Genomic DNA, 24,860 nt, shown 5'->3' with positions numbered 1-24,860 from the left:
CGTCGGGCGCCGACGGCGAACGGCCCCGCCCGGCGCCGGCCCGACCGCATCGGCCCCGTGTACCCGCACGCGATCCATGGTCCCGTCCCCCGTCCCGCGGGCGGTCCCGCCCGCACAGGAATAGGACTCCACCCGTGGCCGCCGGGTTCACGGACGATCCGGCGGGCGCCGCGCGCCCCGGGCAGCGGGCGGGCCAGGGACCCGTTCAGCCGGGGGTCGGGCGGTTCCGTACCGCAGACCCTCGGCGTACCCCTCGCGGAAGGCCTCCTCGAACCCCGCCGCGCCCAGCGCGCCGCGCGCACGGGCGGTGACACGGTCGACGTCCCCGCCCTCGGCGTCCGGCAGTGCCGCCCCCACCGACGCCCGTGCCGCCGACGCGGCGCCCAGCAGCCGCGCGGCCCCTCCCGGATCGCCTCCGAGGGCCGAGGCCCCGGCCAGCCCCTCGAAGGCCAGCGCCACGGCGCGCGGGTCGCCCGTCTCGCGGGCCGCCGCCAGCCCCTCGGTGTGGAGGTCGCGCGCGGCGTCGGCGTCGCCGCGCAGCTCCGCCACGAAACCGAGTTCGGCCAGCCCGAGACAGACCCCCGGCAGATAGCCGCGCCCGCGGTTCCACGCCACCAGTTCGCGTGTGCGGGCCTCGGCGGCGTCGAGCCTCCCCGCCCTGCGGTCGGTCAGGGCCAGACCGGACGCCGCGAACGCCGCGTTCGACCCGTAGGCCTGGTCCCGTGCCACGCGCAGCGCCCGCTCGTGGAGGTCGGTCGCCCCGGAGAGGTCCCCGGCGAGCAGGCGCAGCCGGCCGAGCGCCGCCAGCTGGCCGGACACCGACGCCCACAGCGCCAGTTCCTCGGCCATGCGCAGGCCGTCGGTGGCCAGCCGGCGGGCGGTCTCGTAGTCGCCGCCGATCTCCGCCAGGATCCCCAGCAGTCGCGTGGTGTGCAGGCGGCCCCAGAGGTCCCCCTCCTCCCCGAACAGGGCGGCGGCCTCCTCGGCCTCCGCACGCATGTCCGGCAGGTTCCCGGCGACCGAGGCGAGTTCGGCGCGGATCGCCCGGGCGGCGGCGATCCCCCAGCGGTCCCCGAGCTCCCGGAAGGCGGACAGGGCGTCCTCCGCGATCTCCCTGGTCTGGGACACGTCCCCCGACCCCAGCATCGCGAACGCGCACAGGACCCTCGCGTGCGCCGCCCCCGCCGGGTCGTCGACCTCCTCGTACCCCCGGAGCACCTCCCGCAACAGGGAACCGGCACCGGTGTCCCCGTGATCGAGGAACCCGAAACAGGCCTGCCACGCCATGGCCCGCAACCGCACGGGGTCCGGGGCACCCCCGGCGCCGTACACGTCCCCGAGGGCCGCCGCCAGGTACCGCCGGGCCTCCTGGACGCGCCCGCGCAGGAACCAGTACCGGCCCGCGGCACACGCCAACCGCAGTGCCGTCGTGTCCCCTCCCCCGACAGACCGGTCCAGGGCGGCGCGCAGGTTCGCCGACTCCGCGTCCATCCGCCGCAGCCACACGGGCTGGAAGCGCCCTCGAAGGGCCGGCTCGGACTCCTCCGCGAGTTCGGTGAAGTACTCGGCGTGCGACCGCCGCACCGCCTCGGCCTCCCCCGCCTCCTCCAGGCGTTCGAGACCGTAGTCGGACACCGACTCCAACAGCCGGTAACGGCGCGGATCGCCCCCGTCGACCACGACGAGGGAGCGCTCCAACAGGCGGGACAGGACGTCCAGGACGTCACCCGCGCGGACGCCGCCGCCCGAGCACACCCGCTCCGCCGCGGCCAGGGTGCAGCCGCCCCGGTGCACCGCGAGCCTGCGCAGCACCGCGCGCTCCTCCTCCGACAGCAGGTCCCAGCTCCAGTCGATGACCGCGCGCAGGGTCCGCTGCCGCGGGGGAGCGGTCCTGTGCCCGCTGCCCAGCACCCGGAACCGGTCGTCCAACCGGTCCGCCAGGTCGCGCACGTCCAGTGCCCTGACGCGGGTGGCGGCCAGCTCCAGGGCGAGGGGGATACCGTCGAGCCGCCGACAGAGCGCCGCGACCGCGGCCCGGTTCTCCTCGTCCAGGGCGAACCCGGCGGAGGCCTCGGCGGCGCGGGCCGCGAACAGGCGCACCGCTCCCGAGGCGGCGACCGCCGCGCCGTCGGCGCCCTCCGGCGGCAGGTCCAGCGGCGGGACCGGATGGAGGCGCTCGCCGGCCACCCCGAGTGGTTCGCGGCTGGTGGCGAGCGCCCGCACTCCGGGCGCGCCTCCCAGCAGCCGCTCGCCCAGGCCGGCGACGGCCTCCGCCAGGTGTTCACAGGTGTCCAGCACGAGCAGCAGACGCAGGTCCCGCACGGCCTCGCACAACCGTTCGGTGGCGCTCCGCGGACCCGTCTCGCGCGGTGCGCGGGAAACGGGCTCCTCACGCAGGCCCAGGGCCTCCGCGACGGCTTCGGCGACGCCGTCGGCCCCGCCTCCGGGAGGCAGATGGGCCAGCTCCACCAGCCACACCCCGTGGGGGAACAGCTCCGCCGACCGCCGGGCGGTCTCCACCGCGAGGCGGGTCTTGCCGACACCGCCCGTACCGACGAGAGTGACCAGCCTGTGGTGCCGCACGAGGTCGCGCAGCAGACCGATCTGGGAGCCGCGGCCGACGAGCCCGCCGTCGGGTTCGTCCGTGAGCGGGGCGGGCAGGTTCGTGGCGGGGCGGGCCCGCTCCCCGCAGACCCCCAGGCCGGGGTCCTGCTCCAGGATCGAGCGGTGCAGGGCGACCAGTTCGGGGCCGGGGTCCGCCCCCAGGTCCTCCCGCAGGCGCGACCGGAGCCGCTCGTAGCTCTCCAACGCCTCGCCCTGGCGGCCCGAGCGGTACAGCGCCCTCATGTGGGAGGCGCGCAGCCGCTCACGCAGCGGATGGCGCTCGACCAGGTCACCCAGCTCCCCGGCGATCACCTGGTGTTCTCCCAGGTCCATGCGGGCCTCGGCCAGATCCTCCAGGGCGGTCAGCCGCGACTCCTCCAACCGTGTGATCGCGCTGCGCGCGAACTCCTCGTCGGCGACGTCGGAGTGGGCGGGGCCGCGCCACAGGCCGACCGCCTCGTCGAGGAGGGCGGCCCTCTCCGCGGGGGCCGTGCTCCGGCGGGCCCGGTCCAGCAGAGCGGTGAACTGTGCCGCGTCCACGTCCGGCGCCGCGAGGCGGTAGCCGGACGGACCGAGCTCGACCAGCGCGCGGCCACCCGGTTCGGCCTCCTCCAGGGCCCGCCGCAGCTGGGACACCTTCGCGTGGAGCGCGCCGGAGGGGTTGCGCGGGGGAGCGGTGCCCCACAGGTCCTCCACCAGCCGGTCGGCGGACACCCCGCGCCCCTCGTGGACGAGCAGGACGCACAGCAGGGCGCGGACCTTGGCCCCCGGAACCCGCGCCACCGTACCCGTGGAGGTCCACACCGCCAGCGGACCGAGCACCCCGAACCTCATGGCGTCACGTTAGCCGAGCCGGCTGCGCGGGTTCGTTCCGGCTGACCGCCGTCGGCGGAGCGTCAGCGGTCGGGCAGCCGGCGGTAAGGGCCGTGGAACAGGGTGGAGACCAAGGCGGTGGCGCCAGGGCACCGGGCCCGCCCGCCACCGCGAACGTCAGGAGACCAGCATGAACGCCACCACCGCCCACCCCTCGGCCCTCTGGGACTCGGCGCCCGTGGATCTGCCCGCCTACCTGGAGCGGATCGGATACGACGGGCCGCTCACCCCGACCCCGGACACCCTCACAGCCCTCATCCGCGCCCACCTGGCCGCGATCCCCTTCGAGGGACTGGACCCCGTCCTGGGCCTTCCGGTCCTCCTCGACACCGAGTCCCTGCAGGACAAGATGGTGCGCCGCGGCAGAGGCGGGTACTGCCACGAGCACAACACCCTCTTCGCCTCGGTCCTGGACCGGCTGGGCTTCCGGGTGACCGGGCGCAGCGCCCGCATGCTCATGGGCGGCGACGAACGCGAGATGGGCCCCGTCGGGCACACGATCCTGTCCGTCGTGCTGGACGGTGTCGACTGGCACGTGGACGTGGGCATCGGCAACTTCGGCCCGCGCGGACCGATCCCCCTCTCGGACGGGGCGCAGGTGTTCACCGGCCCCTGGGAGTACCGCATGGACCGCACACCCCACAACCACTGGGTGCTGCGGCTGCGGCGCCCCGACGGCTGGTTCAACCTGATCCAGTTCACGGAGGAGCCGTACTTCCGGGCCGACACCGCCGTCCACAACTACGTCGCCTCCACCGACCCGGGCTCGCCGTTCACCCAGCAGATCGTCGTCCACCACAACGGGGACGACGTCCGCCGCACCCTCAACGGCCTGACCCTCACCACCTACCGGCCCGCCGGGGAGCGGACCCGGCGCAGGATCACCGCCGACGAGGTTCCGCGGACCCTGCGCACGGTGTTCGGCCTCGCGCTGCCCGGGGAGCACGAGCGGGCCCTCGTGGAGTTCGCCCGCTCCTCCGGCGAGTCGCCCTGGGCCGAGTCCCTCACCGCCTGAGACGGCGACGGCGGCGCGCACCACCTCCTGTGCCGGGGGCGGCCCGGTGCGCGGCCGCCCTCAGCAGCGGGAGGCCGCCGCCACCAGGCGCTTCCACACGCCCTCCAAGTGCGGGTGGCCCATCGGCCCCGGGCGCCGCACGAGGTAGGCCGTGTTGATGGGCGGCTCCTCGGGGTCCAGGAGTGTGACCAGGCGGCCGTCGTCCAGTGCCTCCTGGCACAGGTAGCGCGGCAGCACCGTCACCCCGGCGCCGTTCACCACCGCAGCCAGCACCCCGCGCAGGTCGGGCACGGTGACCGCGGGCTCGCAGGTCAGCCGCACACCGAACACGTGACGCCAGTAGCGGCGCAGGAGGGGCAGGTCGTCGTCGTAGGCCACCAGGGGGATCGCGCACAGCGCGGACGGGCCCTGGCGGCCCAGCCGCTCGCGCCGGATCCGCCGTGCCCAGGACGGTGACGCCACCAGGACGAACTCCTCGTCCACCAGAGGTTCGGCGAGCAGCGCGCGCCCGCGCGGCCGGACCATGGACAGCACCAGGTCGTGCCTGCCCGAGCGCAGCTCGTCCAGGAGGCCGTCGGCAGGGCCGGTGCGGACCCGCAACCGCACCCCCTCCTCCACCAGCGGGGCGAGGGCGGGCAGGACCAGGGCGTGCAGTGCTTCGGCGGGACCCGCCAGGCGCAGCGGCACGGGTGGGGCCGACGCGTCGGCCCCACCCTCCCCGGCCACCACCTCCAGCGCGTCCAGTGGTTCCGCGATCCTCGCCGCGAGGTCGTTGGCCTCGCTGGTGGGGGCCACACCGCGCGGCAGCCGGTCGAAAAGGGTGCGGCCCAACCTCCGCTCCAGGGAGCGGATCTGAGTGGTGACCGTCGGCTGTGACAGTCGCAACAGCTGGGCGGCGGCGGTGAAGGAGCCCGACCTGTGCACGGCCAGGAAGGTGCGCAGCTGCTGGAGATCCAGCGCTCCGCCCGCCCGCGGGCCCGTCCCGGAAACCGATCCATTGGAATCTCTATAGGTCACCTTGCCGATTTTATTGGTGGGCCAATACGTCGCCGGACTAGTGTCTGCCTGGGCCGGGGTGCACCGGCCCGCCACACACAGATGTTCCGGAGGTTTCGCCATGCCCGTCACCAGCAGGGAAGTCCACCTCGTCGCCCGCCCCTCCGGCGAACCCGAACCCACCGACTTCGCCCTCGTGGAGACCACGCTTGGCGACCCCGGGGCGGGCGAGATCCTCGTGCGCAACTCGTGGATCTCGGTGGACCCCTACATGCGCGGCCGCATGAACGACGCCAAGTCCTACGTTCCGCCCTACGGCCTCGGCGAGGCCATGGGCGGCGGAGCGGTCGGCACGGTCGTCGCCTCCGGCAGTGACGACGTGCCGGTCGGCGCCACCGTCCTGCACTCCGCAGGGTGGCGCGAGTACGCGCTCCTGCCCGCCAAGGCGGTCCGCGTGGTCGACCCCGGGCCGGTCCCCGTGCAGAACCACCTCAACGGCCTCGGGATGATCGGTCTCACCGCCTACGCCGGGCTCGTGGAGGTCGCCCCCGTGAAGGAGGGCGACGTGGTGTTCGTCTCGGGCGCCGCGGGGGCGGTCGGCTCGATCGCCGGACAGATCGCCCGGAAGCTGGGGGCCTCCCGCGTGGTCGGGTCGGCGGGCGGTCCGGAGAAGCAGCGCCGCGTCGTCGAGGAGTTCGGCTTCGACGCCGCCATCGACTACCGGCGGGGTGATCTGGAGGGGCAGCTCGCCGAGGCCGCCCCCGACGGGATCGACGTCTACTTCGACAACGTCGGCGGCGCCCACCTGCGGGCGGCCATCGCCGGGATGCGCAACTTCGGACGGATCGCCCTGTGCGGCGCGATCTCCCAGTACAACGCCACCGAACCCGTCCCGGGGCCGGACAACCTGTTCCTCGCGGTCGGAAAGCGGCTCACCCTGCGCGGGTTCATCGTCGGAGACCACGCCCACCTCGCGACGGAGTACGCACAGCGGGCGGCCGGGTGGATCGCCGACGGAGAGCTGCGCACCGAGGAGACCGTCGTCGACGGCATCGACAACGCGGTCCAGGCCTTCCTCGACATGATGCGCGGGGCGAACACCGGCAAGATGCTGGTCCGCCTCACGGCCTGAGCCCTTGCCTGGAGTGCACTCCAGGTCGCCATCATGGGCGACACGCCCAGTCACCACGGACACCGTGACCACGGAAAGGCTCCCATGCAGGACGTCACGCTGAACAACGGCCGCACCATGCCCCAACTCGGGTTCGGCGTCTGGCAGGTCGCCGACGACCAGGCTCAGGCCGCCGTCGAGACCGCACTGGAGACCGGCTACCGCAGCATCGACACGGCCAAGCTCTACGAGAACGAGGCGGGCACGGGCCGGGCACTCGCCGCGTCGGGGATCCCCCGCGAGGAACTGTTCGTCACCACCAAGCTGTGGAACGACGACCAGGGCTACGACAAGGCGCTCAAGGCCTTCGACGCCAGCCTGGACCGGCTCGGCCTGGACTACGTGGACCTGTACCTGATCCACTGGCCGGCGCCGGCGCGCAACGCCTACGTCGACACCTGGAAGGCGCTGGAGCGCATCCACTCCGAGGGGCGTGCCAAGTCCGTCGGGGTGTCCAACTTCACCGCCGAGGACCTGGACCGCGTCGTCGGGGAGGGCGACGTCGTCCCGGCCGTCAACCAGATCGAGCTGCACCCCTACTTCTCCCAGGAGGCCATGCGGGCGGCCGACGCCCGCCACGGTGTGACCACCGAGGCGTGGAGCCCGCTCGGCCAGGGCAAGGGGCTGCTGGAGGACCCCGTGCTCAGCGCGATCGGCGCCGCGCACGGCAAGTCCGCCGCACAGGTGGTCCTGCGCTGGCACCTCCAGATCGGCAACGTCGTGATCCCCAAGTCCGTGACCCCGTCGCGGATCCGGGAGAACTTCGACGTGTTCGACTTCGAGCTGTCCGGTGACGACCTGGACAAGATCGGGTCGCTGAACCGTGACGACCGGATCGGTCCGGACCCCACCGTGCTCAGCTAGGGAGGCCCGGCCGAGCCGGGATCTCGCGACGCTCCCGGGCCCGTAAAACGGCCCGGGAGCGCACTTGTCGTGACAATCGGGTTGGCGGGGGAAGTAAACGTCTTCCCTCGTGGATGGCCGGAACCGGACGAAAGGTACACCCGCGCCCCAGGGCTCACACGGCTCCCCGCGGACGCCTCGCGAGGGGGTAGGGACCTGCTGGACGTCTCAGGTCAGGACCCGCGCCGCCCCCCGAGTGGCGTGGTGCCGGACAGAGGCGTACAGTCCCTCTGGTGCGCCGGGAAACACACGACGGCGGACACCAGCCTCCTCCGAGCGAAACCAGATCGATGACCGTCGTCCCCCTCCGTGCCGCACGCGTGTACCGTTCGGAGAACGCCGAGCGTTCCGTACACGCCTGGTGTCACAAAGCCCTGAGCCAGTGGCCCGAACTCGGCCCCCTTCCGCCTGTGCAGACCCGTCTGGGGAGCACGCAGGCCTTTCGTGCCGCAGGCGGACCCGGTACGCCGGTACTGGTCCTCTCGGGCACCAACTTCAACGCCGCCACCACGGTTCCCGCCGCCCGCGCACTGTCCGCGGACCGGCCGGTGCTGCTGGTCGACCTCCCCGGCCAGCCCGGCCTCAGCTGCAGCCAGCGGGTCGGCGGTGCCAGGATCGAGACCTACGGTGCGTGGCTGGACGAACTCCTGCCCCGGATCACCGACGGCCCCGTCCTGGTGCTGGGCCACTCGCGCGGCGCCGCCATCGCGCTCGCCTCGACCCCGTCGCCGCTGGTCGCCGGGATGCTGCTGCTCAACCCCGCCGGGCTGACGGCGGCCGGTGTCACATCGGAGTCGATGCGCGCAACCCTGCCCTGGATGATCCACCCCAACGAGCAGACCAGCGGGCGCCTGGTCGAGTTCCTCAGCGGCCCCTCCGCCGACGAGTGCGCCGAGCGCCGATCCGAGGCCGAGTGGCTGACCATGGTGGCCCGCTACTGCCGCACGGGCACCACGCCCCACCCGCTGCACGGAGAGAACTTCCGTGCCTGGGCGGGCACGCCGGTCGCCGTCGCCACCGGATCGCACGATGCCTTCTTCTCGCCCGCGCGCCTGCACGGACCGGCCCGCCGGTTCCTGGACGCCGAGGTCCACACCATCGAGGGTGCCGGGCACCTGTCGCTCTACGAACAGCCCGAGAGGGTGTGCGAGCTCCTGCGCGGGCTCGACGCCTGACCCACGCTCCCGGGGCGGCGTGCCGCCGCCGATGACGGCCGCCGCGCCCGGCCGTCGGCGACACGTCCGCAACCGCGCAGCCGCGCGCTCCCGCCCCGGGTTGGGACGCGTTCCCGCGCCACGGGCCGCTCCGGCGGCCGAGTTCCCTGCGTCCGGGCCCCGCCAGGCCAACGCTCGCCGGCACCGCCCCCTCTGTTCGGTCCCGGCAGCACGAGCTCCGGCGACGCGCTGCCCGACGGCGTGCCGTCCCGGGAGGGCGGAGGCCGGGCCGCCCCGGTCGTGCCGCGACGAGGGTTCCCTTTTCTGATGATTCAGGGCGCTATGTCAATCAAAAAGTCATTGATCCTGATTGTGATGTTAATGATGGAATTCATGGCATTTCAGGTGAAATGAACATAGGTGAATTCTGTCTTTTCCGATGCGTATCCTTGCCCGGAGCCGATCCGAAATCTCATGGCTTGGCCTGCGTACCGAGAATCCCTGACTCACCAGAGAGCAGCACATGTTCAAAAAGCTGGCACACACGCTCGGGCTCAACACGAACCCGACGATCTTCTTCGTGTCCGCCGCGTTGACCGTTGTTTTCGTGGTGTGCTCCATCGCCTTCACCGCAACGGTGGACGCCGTCTTCGGTGCGGGCTCGGAATGGATCCTGACCCATCTCGGGTGGCTCTACATCCTCGGTGTGACGACCTTCCTCGTCTTCCTCGTCTGGATCGCGTGCAGCCGCTACGGGCACGTCAGACTGGGACCCCAGGGCAGCGCGCCGGAGTACGGAGCCCTCCCCTGGTTCTGCATGCTCTTCGCGGCGGGGATCGGCAGCATCCTCATGTTCTGGGGCGTGGCCGAACCCGTCAGCCACTTCGCCCAGCCGCCCCAGGGCGATGTCGAACCCGAGTCGGTGGAGGCGGCCCGGCAGGCCATGGGATTCACGCTCTACCACTTCGGCCTGCACACCTGGACGATCTTCTGCCTGCCCGCGCTCGCCTTCGCCTACTTCGTGTACCGCAAGGGCCTGCCGTTCCGGGTCAGCTCGGTCTTCCACCCGTTCATCGGCGAACGGATCAACGGCCCGCTGGGAAGGACCATCGACATCGTCGCGGTGCTCGGCACGCTGTTCGGCGTGGCGGTCACCATCGGCCTGGGAACCATGCAGATCAACAGCGGGCTCAACACGCTGTTCGGGATCGAGGAGAGCCGCCTCACGCAACTGGTCCTGATCGCCGTGGTCACGGGCATCGCCGTCGTCTCGGTGGCGACCGGGCTCGACGTCGGCATCAAGTGGCTCTCGGTGGCCAACATCGTCCTCGTGGTCGCCCTGCTGGTGTTCGTCTTCCTGACGGCCTCCCCGCTCTACCTGGCCAAGGGCACCATCGAGACGACCGGCATCTACCTGGAGCGGCTGATCCCGCTGTCGTTCTGGAACGACACCTTCGGCAACACCGGGTGGCAGGGCAGCTGGACGGTCTTCTACTGGGCGTGGACCATCACGTGGTCGCCGTTCGTCGGCATCTTCATCGCCCGGATCTCCAGGGGCCGCACCATCCGCGAGTTCGTCATCGGCGTGCTCGCCCTGCCCACCGCGTTCAGCATCGTGTGGTTCAGCGTGTTCGGCCTGTCGGCCTTCGACATCGAGATGAACCAGGGCGGCGGGCTGGTCCGGGAGGTGGTCGTCGAACAGGACATACCGGGGGCCCTGTTCGCCTTCCTGGATTTCTTCCCGCTGACCACGTTCGTCTCGGTCGTGTCGATCGTCATCGTGGTCGTCTTCTTCACCACCTCCTCCGACTCGGCGTCCCTGGTCGTGGACATGCTGTGCTCCGGCGACGTGGACTCCCCGACCCGGCAGCGGGTGTTCTGGGGCATCACCGAGGGGGTGGTCGCCGCGACGGTGCTCACCGCGACGGGTATGGGAGGCCTGGACGCCCTGCAACAGACGATCATCGTGTTCGGGCTGCCGTTCTTCGTGATCGGCTTCTTCATGATGGCAGGGCTGGTCCGCTCGCTCCGGGCCGAGGCCGCGGAGGGGGAGGGTGGCGGACGCACGCGCGACACCCCGCTCGTCACCCGGGCCCGCAAGATCGTCCGGCGCAACCGGCACGGGGCCCACGCCGTGACCGCCGGCCGCCCCCGAGGGCGCGGAAGGGGCTTCGGGCAGCGAAGGGGCGGCTGAGCGGGCGCGGCCCGTCCGGCGGGCCCCGACAGGCCCACGACGATCTCCTCGGCGCGGGCGGCGTCCACGGGCGGCGTCCACGGGCGGCGGGATCAGCATGCCCCGACCCTGGGAGGCCGCGCGAGACGGGTCCACCGTGTTTCCGGTCGTCGGACTCAGCGGCCCCGCCCCGGCGGGGCCTCCACCGCACCCCGGGTCGGTGCTGCGCCCGGCCGGCGCCGGTCGCGCGGGTCCTGCCCGAGGGCGGGCAGGATCACCTGGTCCACGATCTGGACCACGTACTCCTCACCGGGGAAGCTCTGGTGGTCCATGCCGTACTTGATCATCAGGGCCTCACCGATGTCGACGGTGAGGGGTGTGACCCGGGCGGGGTCGATCCGCCCCCGCTCGGCGTAGTGCGTGATGACGGTGCGGGTGAACCGGCCGCCACGCGCGTCGAACACCTCCTCCATGAACCGCTTGTAGAGGTCCGGGTGGTGCTGGGCCTCGGCGACCACGGCGAACATGGCCTGCCCCAGCGAGCCGTCGGCCATGACGCCGCGCAGGAGCTGGAGGGCGCGGATGAGGTCCCCGCGCAGGTCGTCCGCCTCGGGGGTGGGGGTCTCCTGCGGGAAGGTGTGGTACATCGCGTCGATCAGGATGTCGCCGGGGGTGGGCCAGCGCCGGTACAGGGAGGTCTTGGCGGTGCCCGCGCGGCGGGCGACGCCCTCCATGGACAGGCGGGCCACACCGACCTCCGCGGCCTCGACGATGACCGCCTCGTGGATGGCGTCGACCAGCTCCCGCCCCCGTCTGCGCGTGGCCCTGGGCGCGTCCGAGGGGGTGTGCTCCCGCGCGGCCCCGTCCCGCGCCCGGGCGTGGTCCTGCCCCATGCCGTCCGCCACCTGACCTCCTCTGGCCGCTTCCGGTCGGGAACGGGCTTCCCAAACAAGAAACGGTGCCGTATCTTAAGAATGTCTTGAGATACGCCATCGTATCCAATCCCTTTCACCTGGCCCCACCATGCCCCGTGCGGCGCGAACGGAGCACCCCGTGTCCCTCCCACCTTCCGCTGATCCCCCGCCGTCCGGGGGCGTCCCGCTCGACCGGCGCTCCCTGGCCCCCGACCTGGCCCGCGGCGTGATGCTGCTGGTCATCGCCACCGTGCACGCCCACATCTTCCACCAGATGGCCGGCGGCGGTCAGGCCCACCCGCTGGGCGGCACGCTCGACGCCGCCACGACCGTGTTCATGCTGATGTTCGCCGAGGCGCGCGGGTACCCGATGTTCGCCGCGCTGTTCGGCTACGGGCTCGCCCGGATCCATCTGCGCCGCGTCGCGGCGGGCCACACCCGGTCGGAGGTGAGAGCCCTGGTCCGCAGGCGGGGGCGCTGGATGGTCCTCATCGGCCTCCTGCACACCGTCCTCCTCTTCTTCGGCGACGTCATCGCCGTCTACGGGCTCATCGCCCTGCTGTTCGCCGGGCTCCTGCACGTCGGCGACCGGAGGCTGCTCGCCCACGGGTTCACCTGGATGGCCCTCGGCACGCTGGCCTACGCCGTCCTCAACACCGTCCCCTCGTTCACCGACGCCGAGTCCGGACAGGTCCTGACCGCGAGCCCGACGGCGGACATGGTGACACGGCTGCTCACGTGGCCGGTCATGACCCCGATGCTCCTGATGACGTCGGTCTTCCCGTTCGTCGTCGGGGTGTGGGCGGCACGCCGCCGCCTCATGGAGGAGCCCGAACACCACCTCGGCCTGCTGCGCCGGACCGCGTTCCTCGGCATTCCCGCGGCCGCCCTGGGCGGCCTTCCGTACGCCCTGGCCTCCGCGCGGATCTGGGAACCCGCCGGCGCGTGGGAGACCGGTGCCGCGTGGCTGCACCTGCTCACCGGCTACGCGGGCGGCTTCGGATACGCGGCGCTCATCGCGCTCGCCGCGGTCCGACTGGGCCGTCGACGGGGTCCGATCGTCCAGGCGCTGGCGGCCACCGGCCAGCGGTCGATGACCTGCTACCTCCTCCAGTCGGTGGGGTGGATGGTCCTGTTCATGCCCTACACGCTCGACCTGGCGTCGAGACTCTCCGACATCGGTTCCGTCCTGGTCGGCGCGGCCGTCTGGCTGACCACCGTGGTGATCGCCGACGCCATGCGACGCACTGGCACGCGCGGCCCCGCCGAGCGCCTCCTGCGCCGGGGCACCTACCGGGGAGCCCGGTCGGCGACCGCCGCCGACCAGGGGAGGGCGCACTCGGGCGTCTGACCACCGCACGGTGCGCGGACCTGCCGGTCCCGCGCACCGTGAGCCCGGGGCGGGGCGCCGCCGACAGCCCCCGGGCGGCACGTGGGCGCACGGACCCAGGAGCTGGTCCTGCCCGGCCCGCGCCGGGAAAGCACCACCGGTGGGGGTACACGATGATGGTCCGATGACCACTTCCGACGACGAACGCTTCCTCGCCGCCACCGCCGACAGGCTCGCCGCGCTCCCGGCCGTCAGGGCCGTCACCCTCGTCGGCTCCAGAGCCCGGGGCTCCCACCGCCCGGGCAGCGACTGGGACCTGGCGGTCTACCACCGGGGCGGATTCGCCCCCCAGGACCTTCGCGACGCCGGCTGGGCGGGCGACGTCGCGGAGACCGGGGGTCGGGGCGGCGGTGTCGTCGGCGGTGGCATCCGGTTGCGGATCGACGGACGGACGGTGCACGTCCATCACCGCGACCTCGACGTCGTCGAACACGAACTCGCCGAGGCGCGCCAGGGCCGGTTCCGGGTGGAGCCTCTCATGTTCCACCTGGTCGGCATCCCCACCTACCTCGTCGTGGCCGAGCTCGCGATCGGCCGCGTCCTCGTCGGAGACCTGCCCCGGCCCGACTACCCCGAGGCGCTGCGCCGGAGCGCGCCGCCGGTGTGGCGCGGCCTGGCCTCCGCCACCCTGGCCTACGCCGAGCGCCACCACGCGCCCCACGGCAGGGTCGCCCAGACCGCGGGCCTCGTCGCCCAGGCCGCCTCCCACACGGCCCACGCCGTACTGGCCGGGCGGGGGGAGTGGGTGACCGACGACGCGGAGCTCCTGTCCCGGGCCGGGCTGGAGGAGGTCGACCTCGTGGTGGCGGGGATGACCGCCGACCCCCAGGACCTGGTCTCCGGGGTCGCGGAGGTCGGCCGGATCATCGCGACCGCCTGACCCGGACGATGGCCGACCCACGGGTCGGCCCCGGGAGCCGGGGCTGTTTCCAGGACATGCCGGTGAGGCGGTCGGGCGTCGCGACGCCGGCACGGCACCCTCGGTACGTGCGCACGTGGCACCCGCCGTGCGCCGAGGTCACGCGTCCGGGGCTCGCGAGGGCGGTTTCCCTCACGCCCGTGACCCTTCCGGTGCGGCCCGGGCGGTCCGATGCCCCACACCATCACTCCGGTGGTGCGGGGCCGGTGCGGTGTCTCAGCCGCGGGCGAGGGCGCGCAGCTCCTCCAGGCTCGCGGCACGGGACTCGGGGGCGTCGGCGTCCACCCGGCCCCCCTGGGGGTCGTCGACCTTCCCGGCGCAGGACCGGAGCGCCTCCAGGGCGGTCAGCCCCTCGCGGCGCAGGCGCACGTGCTCCATCGTCCACCAGCCGCGGGCGGCGTTGCCCGCCGTGTCGGGAGGCAGGAGGGGCTGGAAGTCGCTGGCCTCCTCGGTCTCGGAGGCCCACAGGTACCCGATGAGGCCGCCGTCCCGGTGCACGGGGAGGTACACCACGGGGCCCGCGGTGGTCGGGGCGTAGGAGCGGCCGACCAGTACAGGGGCCAGCGCCTCGTCGCTCCACCGGTCGAACGCCCCCTGCCCCGCGCCCGGCGCACGGGCCGGACCCCCTGCGCCGTCGGCCCCGCGGGACGGATCGGGCTCCTCCCCGCTCCGGTCCGTTCGGTACCCGTCCTCGGGTGAGCGCCCACTGTCCATGGCCGTCTCCACTTCCTCTCGTCTCCAGCTGTCACTGCGGTACCGGGTGTCCTGCCCGGATCAGGGGGGAGGGATCCCGTCCAGGCGGTCGGCGTGCTCGGGCACGCTTCCCGGCGGGACCGCTCCGGCCCGGTCGTCCTGAGGGGCCCCGGTCCAGCGTGCCAGCGCGCCGAGGGCGTCCAGCCCCTGGGCCCGGGCCAGGATCAGGCGGCGCACCCATGCGCCCTTGGCGTTGAGCCCCGCCGGACCGGGCCGGGGCAGGAACCCCGCGGCGGCCCCGTCCCGCGAAGCCCAGAGGCGGCCCAGCGCACTCCCGTCCTCCCGCAGCACCGGTACGTGCAGCACCGGCCCGTCGGTGTCGGCGGCGAACCGGGGCTCGGCGCCCGCGAACTCGGGACGGAACTCGTCCCGCGCGGCCTGCTCCTCGTCGGTCATCGCTCCTCCTTCGTCACGGTCGCGGGGTGAACGGCAGCACGGTGACCCGCAGGGTCCACTGCCCGGTGTCGGGGTCCTGGAGCGCGTCGTCGATCCTGAAGCGCGTTCCGCGCGGCAGGAGCAGCTCCCTCTCAGACCGGTGCACGCTGCCCTCGCCGATCCACAGGGCGGGGTGCCCCGCGGGCACGGCCAGGTGGAACTGGAAGTCGGCGGTCCGGTTCACGGTCTCGACCCCCAGCGACCCCGAGAGGAACCCCCGTTCGAGGAACTCCGTGCCGATCAGATCCGTGGCGTCGTGGAAGGGCCGCCCCGGCGGGGCCATGAAGCGCACGCTGAACACCGAGCGCCGGACCTCGACTGTTTCCGGGATCGGATCCATCGCCCGGTCGAGCCGCTCCATCCCCTCGCGCAGGAGGTCCCAGGTCTTCTCGGCGTTCTCCCGGGTCGGGGTGTGCCCGCCGAACCACTTCTCGACCCACGAACCGAAGAACCGCTGCTCGCTGAGCCGCAGGACCTCGGACTCGGGGTTGGAGTGCCGGGAGAAGTCGTTGTAGAACTGCGCGTTCTTCGTGTAGGCCCGTGCGGAGTCCTGCTGCTCCGGGGTCAGGGACGCGAACCGGCCGCCGAGGACGAGCTTCCCGTATCCCGCACCGTCGCCGTCGGTGGCGAACCGGCGCACGCCGTCGGGGTCGACCCGTCCGGGGCGGTCGTCGGGCAGGTCCGGCCCGGCGGCCTGTGTCCCGGTCTCCAGGGGAGCGGCGGAGTCCTCCGCGGTGGTCTCCGGGTGGACCGCGGCGGCCGTGGCATCGGCGCCGACGGTGGAGTCCAGCCCCAGGAGCGCGGTCAGGAAGGCCTCGGTGCCACTGTTGAGTCCCACTTCTTCGGGGCCGGTCACGGTGGTGTTCGTGTCGGTTCGCACGGTGAGGACCTTGACGTCCGAGGCGTCCTCGACCCGCTGCTCCGGTGACGGAACGGTCTCCGGCCGCGGCGGGACCACCACCTCGGCTTCGATGTAGAACCCCGGCAGCCCGAACGATCCGCCCCAGCCCGCCCGGGTGATCCTGTAGGTGGTGCCTCGGGCGAGGACGACCTCGCGCTCCTCCGGGTAGTCGCTCCTCTCACCGATCCACAGGCCGCGGCTGCCCGCGGGCACGGTCAGGTGGACGACGTGCCCGGATTCGGCCTTGTGGTGCTCGGCCAGCTTGTTGCCCAGGGACATGGACATGAAACCGGGCTCGGTCTGGACGGTGCCCACCAGGGAGTAGGGGTCCAGATCCTGGAACCCGTCAAGGAACGAGACCTCGGACAGGCCGCGGACCATCTCGACCGTGTCGGGCAGCGGGCGGTCGACGGCTCGGTCGAGGCGCTCCAGGAACGCGGCCACATCGGCCGCGGTGGGGAACACGTCCCCGTTGGACCGCGCCACGATGCCGGCCGCACCCGCGTTCCGGTGCCAGCCCGCCAGTTCCGCCTCCGGGTTCGGCGCGTCGAGGATGTACCTGACGAAGCCCGTGGTGTGTTCGGGCACCCGGTCCTGCGCCAGGAGTTCCCGAAGGCGCTCGACGGTGGGCCAGGACAGGTCGTTCAGCTCGTACAGGCTCCAGCCGCGGGCCGACATCGGGTCCGTGCTGGTCTGGAGGCGGGTCGAATCCAGCACCTCGTCCAGGGCGTCCTGGATCTGCTCGGGCGAGAGGTTCTCGCGGACGATCGAGTTGAGCCACCCGTCCGCCGTGTACCCGAGCATGTCTTCGCGCTGCCGGTCGTGGAGGGTGTCGAAGGCGTGCGGGTTGTTCGCCGGATCGTGGAGCCAGCGGCCGTAGGCGTCGGTCTCCTCCAGTGAGCGGAACCGCCGCACGCCCCGGTCGTCGACGTACCCCCTGCCGTCGTCGGGGAGCCCGGTGTCGGTGGCGGGGGTGTCCGCGGAGGCGTCCGGGGTGGCCGTGTGCCCCGTCTCCTCGCCGGGGGCGGCCGTGTCCTGCCCGGTCTCCCCGCCGGTCGCGGGAGGGGTTTCCTCCACGGCAGGCGGTCGGGTTCCGGAGGCGGTGCCGGCCTGTTCCGGCAGGACGGCCTCGGCGGACAGCAGCAGACCGTGGGCGGTCCTCTCCGCGCCGGTGACGCGATAGGCCATCTCCCGGGGCAGGACGATCTCGTGGTTCGACGGCCGCGGGCCCTCCGTGCCCAGCCAGAGCCCGTGCGCGCCCTCGGGCAGGGTCAGCCGGACGGTCACCGCGGGGTGCCCCAGGCCCACCGGTTCCGGGTTCAAGGAGACCGTGGTGTACCCCGGACTGCTCTGGACGGTGCCCACCAGTTCGGAGGGGTTCCTCTCGTCGTACCCCTCCGGGAACCGGAGGTCGCGGGTGTGGGCCATGACCCACGTCGTCTCGACCGCCTCCGGGAGCGGGCGCCCCACCGCTTCGTCGTAGGTTCCGAGCAGTTCCCGCACACCCTCGGCGGAGGGGTAGGTCCCCCCGTTGGCCGCGGCCAGCGCTCCGGCCATACCGCTCCTGCGGTACAGACCGGCCAGCTGTTCCTCGGGACGCTCCAGAGTGAGGATCGTCCGCAGGAAGTGCGTTTTGGGGGACCCCTCCTCGGCGGCGTCCGCGATCTCCCGCAGCCGCTCAAGGGTGGGCCAGGTGAGCCCGTTGGCCTCGTAGACCTCCCAGCCGCTGCTGCCGTGGGGGTCCACGACCGAGGGCCACTCGGTACGGCTCATCGAGCGCAACCGGTCGAGTTGCGTCCGCACGTCGTCCGGGGGCACCAGTGCCAGGTCCGCGAGCCGCGGGGTGTCCGAGAACGCCGCGGCGACGCGGTGTGCCCCCTCGGGCAGGGTGTCCAGCCCCGGGATGCCGCGCTCCGCGCGCGCGGCCCGGTGGGCGTACCAGTCGGCCTCCGCGGGCGTCCGGAACCGCCGGACACCGGACGCGTCCACCCGTCCGTCCGAGAGCGGGTCCGCGAAGGCCTCCGGTCGCAGGACCACCTCCGCGGAGAGCACGGTCACGGTCCTGTTCGTGTTCATGTCGAACGTTTTCCGGACACCGGTGATCCGGTAGGTGGAACCGCGGGCGAGGGTGAGTTCGCGCTGTTCGGGGTCGTGGCTGCGTGTACCGATCCAGAGGCCGCGGCTCCCCTGGGGCAGGTCCAGGCGCAACAGGAAGGGGAATCCGTCCGAGCCCGTCTTGAACGGGGAGTCGCCCAGGGTGGTGGACATGTACCCGGGCTCGGTGTGGACCGTGCCTTCGAGGTCGTCGGCGTCGTACCTGCCGGCCGCGCGCAGCAGGTGGTCGACGGAGTACATGCCCCGGGAGACGACCAGGCCTTCGGGCAGGGGGCGGCCGGTGGCGTCGTCGAGGAGGCGGAAGAGTTCCAGGACGCGGTCCACGTCGGGATAGGTCCCGCCGTTGTGGAGGGCGATGACCCCGGCGTACCCGGCGTTGTCGAACCAGTAGCGCAGTTCCGCGGCGGGGTCACGGGCGGTCAGGACGTAGTCGATGAGTCCGGCGGTGCGAGGGGGGAGGCCGTCCGGGTTCGCCCGGATCTCGCGTAGCCGGTCGAGGGTGGGCCAGGTGAGTCCGTTGGCCTCGTACAGGTCCCAGCCGTGGGCGGTCACCATGGTCGCCGCCTGCCCCGCCTTGTGTTGGGCCTTGGCCCGTATCAGTTCCAACTGGCGCGCCACACCGGTCGGGGACAGGGTCCGGACCCGTGCCATCCGGGTGATCCAGGCGGACTTGGTGTAGACGTCGACCATCCAGCGCTGGTCGGGGGTGAGGGTGTCGAAGGCGTGGGGGTTGTTGGCCGGGTCCTGGAGCCACTGGTCGTAGGCGTCCAGTTCGTCCAGGGCGCGGAAGCGCCGGTATCCGTCGTCGCCGACGTGCCCGCGGCCGTCGCCCGCCGGAAGGCGCGACTCCTCGTCGAGGACCGTGGAGGCGTCCGAGTCGCCGTCCCCGGCCTCCGCTGACGGTTCTCGCGCCGACATGTCCGCGTGGACCGGCTCGGCGTCGATCTCCATTCCGTCGTCGGTGATCCGGACGTCGGTGATGCGGTAGCCGAAGTCCCGGGGCAGGACCAGCGCGTACGGGTCGCCCGTCGCGCCCCGGTCACCGATCCACAGGCCCCGGGCGTCTTCGGGGAGGACCATGCGAACGACCGCCACGGTGTCGCGCGGTGCGGTGGTGAAGGGCGAGTCGCCCAGGGAAACAGTGGTGTACCCCCGCTCGCGCTGGTCCCCGCCCACTATGGCGAACGGGTCGTCCCAGTCGTAGCCGTTGAGTCCGGGTAGGTCCCGTCCGACATCCAGCACGAAGGACACCGCGATCGGGCCGGGCAGGGGCCGGTCCACGGCCGTGTCCATGTCCCGGATGAGCTCCAGGGCCCTGTCCCCGGTGGGGTAGACACCGCCGTTGGCCCGGGCGACCTCCCCCGCGTCGTCCGCGTTCTCGTACCAGTGGTCCAGCCGCAGCCGCGGATCGGAGGAACCGAAGATGTCCGCCGCGACCGCCTCGAAGGCCGGGGAGCGGCCTCCCTCGGCGTACAGTTCCCGCACCCGGCTGAGCGAGGGCCACGACAGGCCGTTCGCCTCGTAGAGCACCCACCCGTTGGGGGTGTCGGGGTCGGTGGCGTTCTCCAGGCTGATCCTGCTCCAGAAGTCGAGCCTGCCCTGGATGGCCGCCGGGTCGGAGGTTCCCAGCTGGGCGAGATTGCTGAGCCACGGGAACGCGGTGTGCGCGCTGATGAGGGCGCGCAGCTCCGGCGGGAGAGCGCCGTAGGTGTGCGGTTCACCGTCTCGGTCCTCCATCCGCTCCGCGTAGGCGTCCAACTCCTCCCGGGTGCGGAACCCGCGGACCTCTCCGCCGCTCGTTTCGGGGGTCGCGGCCGCGGTGTCGCCGTCGTCCGTGCGGTCGAGCGGGGCCCGGTCGGCGTGCGAGGCCCTCGGCGCTTCGTCGTCGGAGTCGTAGCGGTCCAGGAGGGGCCGGTCGTCGTACGCGTCGTCTCCGGAGCTCTCGTGCCCGGAGTCCTCCAGCCCCAGGAGGTCGGCCATTCCGGCCTCCGCGTCCGCACCGAATCCGGGTTCGTCGGGGCCCGTGACGGTGGCGTCCGTGTCGGTCTGCGCGGCGAACACGTGCAGGTCATTGGCCCCCTCGACCCGTGTCGTGGCCGGTTCGGCGATCGGCCGCTCCGGCACGATCACCTCGGCCTCGATGTACAGACCCTCCAGTCCGCGGGAGCCTCCCCAGCCCGCCCGGGTGATTCGGTAGGTCGTACCCGGGGGGAGGATCAGCTCGCGCTCCTCGGGGTGCCTGCTCTCCGAGCCGATCCAGACGCCCCGGGAACCGCGGGGGAGGGTCAGGTGTATCGCGTGCGCGTAATTGGACGTGACTCCGGCGAGCTCGTTTCCCAGCGACGTGGACATGAACCCGCGCTCGGTGTGGACGGTGCCCACGAGGGAGTAGGGGTCCTTGCCGTCGAAGCCTGCGAGGTGGTCCAGTTCCTCCAGCCCGCGGATCACCTCGACCCCCTCGGGCAGGGGCCTGTCGATGGCCTCCGTCAGGGTCCGGAGGTGTTCGAGCGTGCGTTCCGGGGTCGGGAACGCGTCGCCGCTCGACCTGGCGACCTCCCCGGCCTCACCGGCGCGCACGTGCCAGCTGTCGAGTTCCTCCTGCGGGTCCCGCGCGTCGAGGATGTACCTGACGAAGCCCTCGGCCCTCTCCGGAACGCGCCCCTGCGCCAGGAGTTCCCGCAGCCGGTCCAGGGTCGGCCACGCGAGGCCGTTCATCTCGTACAGTTCCCAGCCGCGTGAGCCCATGGGGTTGGTCTCGAACGACGCGACGGTGTCCTGGCGCATTAGGTCCAGCACGATCGCCACCTGGTCCGCGTTCATGGAATCGCGGGCCACGGTGTTGAGCCAGCCGTCGATGGTGTAGCCCGTGATCCTGTTCCGGTGCTCAGGGCTCAGGGCCGCGAAGGCGTGCGGGTTGTTGGCGGGGTCGTGGAGCCACAGGTCGTAGGCGTCGAGTTCCTCCTCCGTGCGGAACCTCCGGATCCCGTTCCCGTCGACGTGGCCACGTCCGTCGCCGGGTCCCTGCCCGGTGTGGACCGTGTCCGGTCCTGTGGCGGCGTCGTTCGTCCCGTCGGGCACGGCCCCGGCGGCGGGCGGCGCACTCACCACCTCGGGCGCGGCGGTGTCGTCCGCCGGCGCGTGCACCCGCGCGGTGATCACGGGACGGCCTCCGGACGTGTCCACGGAGTCGATCCGGAACCCGGTCCCCGGCGGGAGGACGATCTCCTGGTTCTGGGGGCGGGGGCCCGTACCGCCCAGCCAGAGGCCGTGCGCCCCCGGCGGCAGGACGAGACGGACGACCGCGGCCGCCCCCTCGGCCGGGCCGACCGGCCGCGGGTTGAGCGCGACCGCGGTGTACCCCCGGGTGGCCTGCTCGGTCCCGGCCAGCGCGGAGGGGTCGCGCGGGTCGAATCCGTGCAACTGCCGCGCAGTCGCCTGGTCCAGGTACCAGGTGCTCTCGACCGCGTCGGGCAGCGGGCGGCGGACGGCGCTCTCATAGGAGGCCAGCATGTCCAGCAGCCTCTCGGGCGAGGGGTAGGTGCCCCCGTTCGCGCGGGCCAGGACCCCGGCGGCCCCGGCCGAGTTGTACAGCCCGCCCAGCCTGCGGGCCGCCTCCTGGGGGCCCTGCCTGAGGATGTCGGTGATGAATCCCGCCCGCGCGGGGTTGCGCACCCGCTCCACGGACAGGAGCTGGAGCAGCCGGTCGGGGGATGGCCAGGTGAGGCCGTTCGCCTCGTACAGCTCCCACCCGAGGACCCGCTGCCGCTCCGCCGGGGTGGAGCCCGGGGTGACACGGCTCGCCGCGCGTAGGGAGTCCAGCAGTTCCCGGGCGCCGTCCGGGTCCGTCCGGGTGAGGTCGAACCCGCCCGCGAGCGCGCTGAGGGCACGGGCGAGGTCCTGCCGTGCCCGGGGGAGCGCGTTGACGGCGTGCGGGTTGTGCGCCGGGTCGTGGAGGCGGTGGCCGTACCAGTGGGCCTCCTCCGCGTTCCAGAATCTGCGGACGCCGTCCTCGCCCGTGCTCCCCTCCGAGAAGAGGTCGGGCACCGCCCGCGGCAGCCGGACCACGGTCGCGGTGACCACGGTCTGCGGGCCGCCGGATTCGGGGTCGACCCTGTTCTGGACGCCGGTGATGCGGTACGTGGTGCCGCGGCCGAGGGTGAGCTCCATCTGCTCCGGGTCGTGGCTGCGTGTACCGATCCAGAGGCCGCGGCTCCCCTCGGGCACGTCCAGGCGCAACAGGAAGGGGAATCCGTCCGAGTCCGTCTTGAACGGGGTGTCGCCCAGGGTGGTGGACATGTAGCCGGGTTCGGTGTGGACGGTGCCCACCAGCCCGCGGGGGTCCGTGCCCCCGGTCGTGCGCAGGAGGTGGTCGATCGACTGCATGCCGCGGGACACGGCCATGCCCTCGGGCAGCGGGCGGTCGACTGCGCCGTCCAGGAGGCGGAACAGCCGCCGGGTCTCGGCGGCGTCGGGGTAGACGCCCCCGTTGAGCCGGGCGATGACCCCCGCGTATCCCGCGTTGTCGTACCAGTGGACGAGTTCCGCACGGGGGTCGGGGGCGTCGAGGATGTACCGGATGAGCCCCCGGGTCCGCGGGGGCACCGGCTGTGGGGAGGCCGCGATCTGGCGCAGCCGTTCCACGGTCGGCCAGACCAGACCGTTGGCCTCGTACAGGTCCCAGCCGTGGGCCGTCTGCGCCATGTCGGGGTCGGCGGCCTCGGCCCGGGACTGCGAGCGCCACTCCATCAGCTGTCGGGCGACGGTCTGGGGCAGGAAGGGACGGATGCGGGCGACACGGGTGATCCAGGCGGACCTGGTGTAGGAGTCGACCATCCGGCGCTGATCGGGGGTGAGGGTGTCGAAGGCGTGGGGGTTGTTCGCCGGGTCCTGGAGCCACCGGTCCTGCCCCTCGATCTCCCCGGGCGAGTCGAAGCGGCGGATGCCGTCCTCGTCGAGGGTCCCCCTGCCGTCGGTATCCGCATCCGAGTCGTCTGAGTTGTCCGATTCAGCGTCCGAGGCGTCCGATTCCGAGCTCGCGTCGCTCTCGTCGTCTCCGTGGCCCGCGTCGTCGTGGGCCACGGCGGGTTCCGCCGGGGGCGCGCCCACCGGTCGCGGTTCCGCGGGCAGGGCCACGGCGGTGATCTCCACGATCCCGTCCGACTCCGTGACGTCGGTGACGCGGTAGCCGGCGCCGCGGGGGAGGAGGAGCGTGTACGGGTCGGAGGTGTCCGCCCTGTCGCCGATCCACAGGCCGCGCCCGCCCTCGGGTACGGTCAGGCGGACCAGGGCCGTACCGTCGCCTCCGGTTGCCGGTGAGCGGTCCAGGGAGGTGCGCAGGTACCCCGCCTCCCGCTGCTCGGTGCCCACCAGCGAGGAGGGGTCGCCCTCGACGTACCCGCCGAGCCCGGCGAGGCCCTCGTCCCCGCTCAGCGTGAAGGTCACCTCCACGGGGCCGGGCAGCGGGCGGTCGGTCGCGGCGTCCAGGGTGCGCAGGGTGTCCAGGACCTGGCCGGCCGTCGGGTAGGCGCCGCCGGCGGCCCTGGCCAGGGCTCCGGCCTCGTCCGCGTTGTCGTACCAGTGGCGCAGCCGTCGGCCGGGGTCCGGCGCCTTGAAGATGTCGTCGGTGAGCCAGTTGAAGGTGTGGGTGTTCCCGCCGTCGGAGTGGAACTTCCGGATCTCGGCGAGCGTCGGCCACCGCCCCCCGTTCCTCTCGTAGAGGGGCCAGCCGTTGAGGTCGTCGCCGCTGGCGTTGTCGCCCGCGTCGTACGTCAGGTCCTCCAGCCTCTTCTGGACGGAGGCGGTGTCCAGCGAGGGGATCCAGGTGAGGGACGAGAGCCAGCCGCTGGCCGCCTGCGCGACGACGGCCTCGCGCTGGTCCCGGGGCAGCGCGTCGAAGGTGTGCGGGTTGGTGCCCGGGTCATCGAGCTCCGCGGCGCGGGCGGCCGGGTCCTCCAGCCCCAGGAGGCCGGCCATCCCGTCTTCCCGATCGCGCGTCCACCCGGGCCCGGTGGGGGGCCCGTCAACCTCGGCCGGGTCCTGGTCCGTCGTCTCCATCAGGAACACGGTCATCTCGTCGTCCGTGTTCGGCTCGGACGCCGATCGTGCTGAAACCGGCTGCGGGGACGGTCCGCTCCCCGGGCCGGAGGACTCCTCCCCGGTCACCGGTCCGCTCCGGACGGGCGGGGACTGCTCGTTGAGGGCGCTGTGGAACGTGTTCAGGATCGAGACGGCCGCGGGACGCTCCCCCGGCTCCGGCTCCGGCTCCGCCCGGCCGCTCAGGGGCGCGCCGCTCTCGGGACGGTGCGGCGGCGCCGGCGGTGCGTCGGGCGTATCCGGGAACGAGTCCCGGGCCTCTCCGGCGTCGGCCTCGCCGCGGGTCGCGACGCCCTCCGCGGCCTCGGCGGACGGCTGGTCCGCGGATCCGAGCGCCTCCGCCGGGGCCGACGCCGTGTTGACGGTCTTCACCGTGTCCGGTGCGCCGTAGGGGGAGGGGCCCCGGTCCGCGGGGTCCTGCATCGCGTAGAGGACGTAGTCCGTCGTGAGC

13 protein-coding genes are annotated in these 24,860 nt (G+C 72.9%); 7 read left to right on the top strand and 6 right to left on the bottom strand.

The genetic code is table 11. The features are described from left to right. Positions 1-147: 147 nt before the first annotated feature. Positions 148-3,438, bottom strand: coding sequence for a BTAD domain-containing putative transcriptional regulator (locus ACFWTE_RS20925; protein WP_378781310.1), 3,291 nt, complete (start codon positions 3,436-3,438; stop codon positions 148-150). A gap of 169 nt (positions 3,439-3,607) precedes the next feature. Between ACFWTE_RS20925 and ACFWTE_RS20920 the strand changes: the two genes are divergently transcribed. After that, positions 3,608-4,492: an arylamine N-acetyltransferase gene (locus tag ACFWTE_RS20920; protein WP_378781309.1), complete on the top strand. Its 885-nt coding sequence runs from the start codon at positions 3,608-3,610 to the stop codon at positions 4,490-4,492. 60 nt (positions 4,493-4,552) lie between these two features. Here ACFWTE_RS20920 and ACFWTE_RS20915 read toward each other — a convergent pair whose 3' ends face one another. Continuing rightward, positions 4,553-5,509, bottom strand: coding sequence for a LysR family transcriptional regulator (locus ACFWTE_RS20915; protein WP_378781308.1), 957 nt, complete (start codon positions 5,507-5,509; stop codon positions 4,553-4,555). A gap of 100 nt (positions 5,510-5,609) precedes the next feature. On the opposite strand from ACFWTE_RS20915, the gene ACFWTE_RS20910 reads away from it, so the two are divergent. The 4 genes from ACFWTE_RS20910 to ACFWTE_RS20895 all read left to right on the top strand — a co-directional run bounded on the left by ACFWTE_RS20910 (position 5,610) and on the right by ACFWTE_RS20895 (position 10,910). Further along, the gene (locus ACFWTE_RS20910; RefSeq protein WP_378781305.1) at positions 5,610-6,620 is read left to right on the top strand and encodes an NADP-dependent oxidoreductase; all 1,011 of its coding nucleotides are present in this window, start codon (positions 5,610-5,612) and stop codon (positions 6,618-6,620) included. Between the two features lie 84 nt (positions 6,621-6,704). Beyond that, on the top strand, positions 6,705-7,523 hold the full coding sequence (locus ACFWTE_RS20905) for an aldo/keto reductase (protein ID WP_378781303.1): 819 nt from the start codon (positions 6,705-6,707) through the stop codon (positions 7,521-7,523). A 329-nt stretch (positions 7,524-7,852) separates the two neighbouring features. Then, positions 7,853-8,737: an alpha/beta fold hydrolase gene (locus ACFWTE_RS20900; protein WP_378781302.1), complete on the top strand. Its 885-nt coding sequence runs from the start codon at positions 7,853-7,855 to the stop codon at positions 8,735-8,737. A 502-nt stretch (positions 8,738-9,239) separates the two neighbouring features. Continuing rightward, positions 9,240-10,910 carry a BCCT family transporter gene (locus ACFWTE_RS20895; protein WP_378781301.1) on the top strand — a complete coding sequence of 557 codons (1,671 nt, stop codon included), beginning with the start codon at positions 9,240-9,242 and terminating at the stop codon, positions 10,908-10,910. A gap of 155 nt (positions 10,911-11,065) precedes the next feature. On the opposite strand, the gene ACFWTE_RS20890 is transcribed toward ACFWTE_RS20895, so the two are convergent. After that, positions 11,066-11,782, bottom strand: coding sequence for a TetR/AcrR family transcriptional regulator C-terminal ligand-binding domain-containing protein (locus ACFWTE_RS20890; RefSeq protein ID WP_378781325.1), 717 nt, complete (start codon positions 11,780-11,782; stop codon positions 11,066-11,068). 160 nt (positions 11,783-11,942) lie between these two features. On the opposite strand from ACFWTE_RS20890, the gene ACFWTE_RS20885 reads away from it, so the two are divergent. Next, positions 11,943-13,154: a DUF418 domain-containing protein gene (locus ACFWTE_RS20885; protein WP_378781300.1), complete on the top strand. Its 1,212-nt coding sequence runs from the start codon at positions 11,943-11,945 to the stop codon at positions 13,152-13,154. A 163-nt stretch (positions 13,155-13,317) separates the two neighbouring features. Continuing rightward, a complete protein-coding gene (locus tag ACFWTE_RS20880) occupies positions 13,318-14,073 on the top strand; it encodes a nucleotidyltransferase family protein (RefSeq protein ID WP_378781299.1) in 756 nt (251 codons plus the stop codon). Positions 14,074-14,328: 255 nt separating this feature from the next. Here the strand turns inward: ACFWTE_RS20880 and ACFWTE_RS20875 are convergent, their stop codons facing one another. From ACFWTE_RS20875 to ACFWTE_RS20865, 3 genes are read right to left on the bottom strand one after another with little or no spacing between them, the layout of a single operon-like run. Continuing rightward, the gene (locus tag ACFWTE_RS20875; protein WP_378781298.1) at positions 14,329-14,826 is read right to left on the bottom strand and encodes a hypothetical protein; all 498 of its coding nucleotides are present in this window, start codon (positions 14,824-14,826) and stop codon (positions 14,329-14,331) included. 60 nt (positions 14,827-14,886) lie between these two features. Further along, entirely contained in the window at positions 14,887-15,261 is a 375-nt protein-coding gene (locus tag ACFWTE_RS20870) for a hypothetical protein (protein WP_378781297.1), read from the bottom strand. A gap of 13 nt (positions 15,262-15,274) precedes the next feature. Continuing rightward, positions 15,275-24,832 (bottom strand): ADP-ribosyltransferase, encoded by a 9,558-nt coding sequence (locus ACFWTE_RS20865; RefSeq protein WP_378781296.1) that lies wholly within the window; start codon positions 24,830-24,832, stop codon positions 15,275-15,277. Positions 24,833-24,860: the final 28 nt, after the last annotated feature.

It is taken from the genome of Nocardiopsis sp. NPDC058631 (assembly GCF_042716955.1).
GTDB lineage: Bacteria > Actinomycetota > Actinomycetes > Streptosporangiales > Streptosporangiaceae > Nocardiopsis.
Note: the sequence above shows the minus strand (reverse complement) of the source record. Positions and strands in the feature narration are given on the sequence as shown.